This is a genomic window from Nitrosophilus sp., from assembly GCF_982775275.1.
On record NZ_CEXZHP010000143.1, the window covers coordinates 1 to 4,027 of the forward strand.

Annotated in this window: 7 protein-coding genes; all 7 read right to left on the bottom strand. The window is 34.8% G+C overall.

Going from position 1 to position 4,027, the window contains the following annotated elements; translation table 11 throughout:
* A partial coding sequence (locus tag AC30RD_RS07000) for a GTP-binding protein (RefSeq protein ID WP_489493689.1) occupies positions 1-329 on the bottom strand: 329 nt, incomplete at its 3' end.
* A gap of 32 nt (positions 330-361) precedes the next feature.
* Entirely contained in the window at positions 362-1,147 is a 786-nt protein-coding gene (locus tag AC30RD_RS07005) for an energy-coupling factor ABC transporter ATP-binding protein (protein ID WP_489493691.1), read from the bottom strand.
* On the bottom strand, positions 1,140-1,679 hold the full coding sequence (locus tag AC30RD_RS07010; RefSeq protein WP_489493692.1) for an energy-coupling factor transporter transmembrane component T family protein: 540 nt from the start codon (positions 1,677-1,679) through the stop codon (positions 1,140-1,142). Before AC30RD_RS07010 ends, AC30RD_RS07005 begins: the two co-directional genes overlap by 8 nt.
* Positions 1,669-2,313 (bottom strand): energy-coupling factor ABC transporter permease, encoded by a 645-nt coding sequence (locus AC30RD_RS07015; RefSeq protein ID WP_489493693.1) that lies wholly within the window; start codon positions 2,311-2,313, stop codon positions 1,669-1,671. The genes AC30RD_RS07010 and AC30RD_RS07015 overlap by 11 nt, the downstream gene beginning before the upstream one ends.
* Positions 2,314-2,321: 8 nt before the next feature.
* Positions 2,322-3,296, bottom strand: a complete 975-nt coding sequence (locus AC30RD_RS07020; RefSeq protein WP_489493695.1) for a transporter — start codon at positions 3,294-3,296, stop codon at positions 2,322-2,324.
* Entirely contained in the window at positions 3,293-3,712 is a 420-nt protein-coding gene (locus tag AC30RD_RS07025; RefSeq protein WP_489493696.1) for a hypothetical protein, read from the bottom strand. Before AC30RD_RS07025 ends, AC30RD_RS07020 begins: the two co-directional genes overlap by 4 nt.
* Positions 3,709-4,027 (bottom strand): DUF4198 domain-containing protein (locus AC30RD_RS07030; RefSeq protein WP_489493698.1); only part of this gene is annotated, 319 nt, incomplete at its 5' end. The genes AC30RD_RS07030 and AC30RD_RS07025, both read right to left, overlap by 4 nt.

Genomic DNA, 4,027 nt, shown 5'->3' on the forward strand with positions numbered 1-4,027 from the left:
GCCGGAACTCCTTTGGCTTTTAGTCTATCTGCATCTTTGTTCGTTTCCAAATCTCCCTCTATAACGCCAAAACGAAATTCATTCATCAAAGCAAGCTGTTCCAATAGGGAAGTTTTACCGCTTCCTGGAGAGCTCATAAGATTGATAGCTAAAATATTATGCTTTTGAAAATGTTCTCTGTTATGTTTTGCTTCATGGTCGTTTTTATCCAAAATTTTGGTGATAACTTCAATGGTTTTCGTATCATTTAGCTGTGGATTGCTATGTAGATGTTCGGTTTTGTGTTCGTGAGTATGTTCCGTAATACTGCATCCGCAATCTTTACACATATTTTCTCCTTATGAATAATGATTCAATTATACTATATTTTCCAGTCATGCAAATGGTAATGACTATGCTCCATTCCATTATGTTTATGCTTATGTTTATGAAGAAGCTGTGCCTTCATTAAAAGTTGCATATCTGATAAAAACCTATCCAACTCTCCATCAAAAATCAACTCATGACTCTTTGAAAGCACTAAAGCTCTTTCACCAAATTCATATGCTAGACTAAGATTGTGAGTGGAAATAATCGTAGTCACTTCCATATCATTTAAAAGATCAATAAGCCAGCCGGTTGTTGGCGGATCTAGATTGGAAGATGGCTCGTCCATAAGTAAAAGTTTAGGCTCTATAGCCAAAATAGCGGCCAGCGCTACTCTTTGTTTCTCCCCTCCGCTAAGATAATAAGGGGGAGTATCAAGATATTTTTCCAAATCAAATCTTTTGGCAATCTCTATAGCTCTATCTTCTACGTTATCAAAACCAAACTCTCTTAAGCCAAACTCAATTTCCTCTCTTACAGTTGCGTTAAACAAAAGAGTATTTGGATCTTGCATCAAAAAAGCTACATCTTTTCTAAAACTTTTCGCTATATTTTTAAAATTTTTTTTCTTTATCTCGACTCCATCGAAAACGTAAGTTCCGTTTTTAGGAAAAAGTAGAGCATCCAAAATCTTCAAAAGAGTACTTTTGCCGCTACCATTAACTCCTAGCAAAACAACTCTTTCTCCTTTTTTAACGCTAAAACTTATATCTTTTAAAAGCTCCTTTTTTCTTCCTCTAAAATCTTCATATTCGAAAAAAATATTTTTAACTTCAATCATCGAAAAAACCTCTACTTTTCATCCCCATACTTATCTCTTGTCCATTATGTATAGTTTTGTTCAAAAAATAAAAGCTCATGGCTTTTAAAGATTTTATCCATTTAATATATCCAAATCCATTCCATCTTGAGCTTACTCCCATCCAAAAATCCAAAAAAGAGTTTCTAAACTGATATATCTGAGAAAATGAAAGAGCTATCAAAGTAGCCACGTTTTTTGGTAAAACTTTAAAGATATTGATATTTTCTAAAACCCAAAAACTTATATATGTAAGCAAAAAGACTCTTAGATTAAAAAGAGCCAAAAAACCGTAATCTACCTCTTTAAAAAGTCCCATAAATAGATAGGAAAGAGAAACTATCACGCTAAAAAATAAAACAGAAAAGAGACTCTTTTTTATAAGGTATCGAAAATCTCTTCTAGAGAGTATAAAGATTGCCACCAAAGAGATTGCTAAAAAATAGATATTATGAATCAAGGTAAAAAGAATTATCAAACATAAATATAGATAAAAATATACTCTATCTTTCATTAAACATCACTTTAAAGTTTTTCTTTAAAAATCTATACAATATCACAGTAACAGCTCCTTCAGCCAAACCTATCAACATATGGGGAATCATTATAGCCAAAGTAGTTGTTTTTACGTCAAAAGGGAAAAAAAGAGGTTTGCCGTCTATGGAAGCTATTATAGGTTGAATCCCCAATATAAAAGCTATAAAAATAGCCGATAGATTTACGCTTACCCAGCCGGCTAAAAAAATAGCCAAAGTTTCGTTTCTCTTTTTAAAAACTCTATATACATAATATGAACTAAAACTACCTATGAAAGCAATCGCCAAAATATTTATTCCCAAAGTAGTTACACCACCTTCACCAAATATTAAAGCTTCCACAACTAAAACTAAAGATGCGGCAACAAAAGAGAGCCAAGGTCCGAAAATTAACGCCAAAAGAGCTATACCGCTAAGATGAGCCGAAGTACCTCCCGGTAGCGGTATGGCTATCATCATAAAAACGAAACTTAAAGCAGATAAAGTCGCCAAAAAAGATATATTATCGCTTCTTATTTTGCACTTTTTCGATGCGGTATACCACAATATTGCGCTTGCCGCATATGCCGGAATATATGTAATAGGCGAAATAAAGCCATCAGGTATATGCATAAACTCTCCTAAAATAGTGTAGAAAAACTAAAAATTACTCTATAGTCCTCTTTTCCCTCGCTTCCTTGCTGTGCATCCTCTTCGTTAAGCTTCGTCCATACGGGAAGTTTCACTCCAAGAGCCGCACTTATGTTGTTATAAAAGAGTCTAAAGCCGAATGTAGTATATAACATATCACCTCCCGTCGCTTCTTGCTCGACTCCGTTTTCCTCATCACGTCCCAAATGTAAAAAATTTGCCTCAAGATTCGTATCGAGTCGTAGTTTCTTTTTCGGATTTACGTAAAATTTATAAGCCAAAGCCGCATTTGCTCTTATCTCATCCGCAAATTTAACTCTGGTGCCGTCGCTGTAAGTATGTTCTTGAAAAAAATTATAAGACGTATCCATCACTAAAGTAAAGTCGTTACCGAACCATTTTGTTGCACTTAGACCTATCATATACGAAGGTTCTCCAAAACCAAGCTGCATTCCGGCATCATATAAAGAGCCGTCTACCGTTTTTAATTCGCTGTTACCGGTTGGTAGCGAGATGTTGGCAAAAATCGTAAAGTGCCAATCTTCAAGATCGTCCAAACTCTCATTTTGTGGAGTTAACAAAAATCCTTCATCATACTTAAAACCCAACACTCCCATAAGATTTATATCATGAAAACCGCTTGTTTGAACTGCGTTTTCTTGCTTTTTCGTGTAGTATGGCAAAAAAAGATAACCACTAAGATACGATTTAAAACCGTATCCAATACCATACATCCAGTAATAACTCTCTTTCATCTCATCATCAACCGCGGTTGTATACTTCTCATACGATGCATAATCAAGCTTCATATAAGCTAAAAATTTATTTTCTGGCAGCATCGCCGAACTTGTAGTCTCTATAGGAGCTCCAGGACCTTCAAGTCCGGCAACTCCCAAAGACGCAACACCATGATGAGCATAAGACAATGTTGCAGCTAATAAAGAGGCATAGACTATTTTTTTCATCTCTCTTTCCTTTTTAGAAAATATTGTAAAAATATAAAAATCGCAAAAATCAGTGCTACGCCTACAAAAATCTTCTGGAATTTTTCAAAATTTGTTTTTGAATAGTTTTTTATCGCAAAATCTTTTCCCACTTCTACTTTCACCTCTTTCCCGTGTCCATCTTCGCTTACGACTTTAACCAGCCATTTGCCCGCTCTATCCGGGATAAATACTACTCTTGATAACTTATCTGTTCTCCCAACGGCAAAAGGAATCTTTTCGCCTGGAGCGAAAACTTCATAAGGCTGATATGAAAAATCCTCGCTGCTATTAAAAGAAAAACTAAGTACAATTGCTTTTTGCTCAGTCACTTTATGAGTCAAGTCATGTGAAAATAAAGTTATGGCAAAAAAGGCCAATAAGATCAGTTTCCTCATTTTTCAACCTTGAAGTTTAAAGTTGTAGTGTAGACTATTTCATCACTCTTTTTTCCATCACTACTTTTTCTTAAAGTAGCACTGATATTTTGAAGTCCTTCTCTTTTAATCCTTATATTTATTCTGCCCTCTTTTGAACTTTTACCTCTAGGTTTTGAGTCATATGCTACAATTACGTCGCTTACTGGCTTTTTATCAAAAAGTATCAAAAGCCTCGCTTTGTCACCTATCTTTTTTGGGTTATTTAGCAAAACTATCTCAAGACCGGAAGAGATAGGTTTTTTGGAATTTTTTTCCAGATATTTAACACTTTCA

Coding starts and splice junctions, on each gene's coding strand:
- AC30RD_RS07010 (WP_489493692.1), bottom strand. CDS start 1,679: ATGAAAGATAGAGTATATTTTTATCTATATTTATGTTTGATAATTCTT.
- AC30RD_RS07025 (WP_489493696.1), bottom strand. CDS start 3,712: ATGAGGAAACTGATCTTATTGGCCTTTTTTGCCATAACTTTATTTTCA.
- AC30RD_RS07020 (WP_489493695.1), bottom strand. CDS start 3,296: ATGAAAAAAATAGTCTATGCCTCTTTATTAGCTGCAACATTGTCTTAT.
- AC30RD_RS07005 (WP_489493691.1), bottom strand. CDS start 1,147: ATGATTGAAGTTAAAAATATTTTTTTCGAATATGAAGATTTTAGAGGA.
- AC30RD_RS07015 (WP_489493693.1), bottom strand. CDS start 2,313: ATGCATATACCTGATGGCTTTATTTCGCCTATTACATATATTCCGGCA.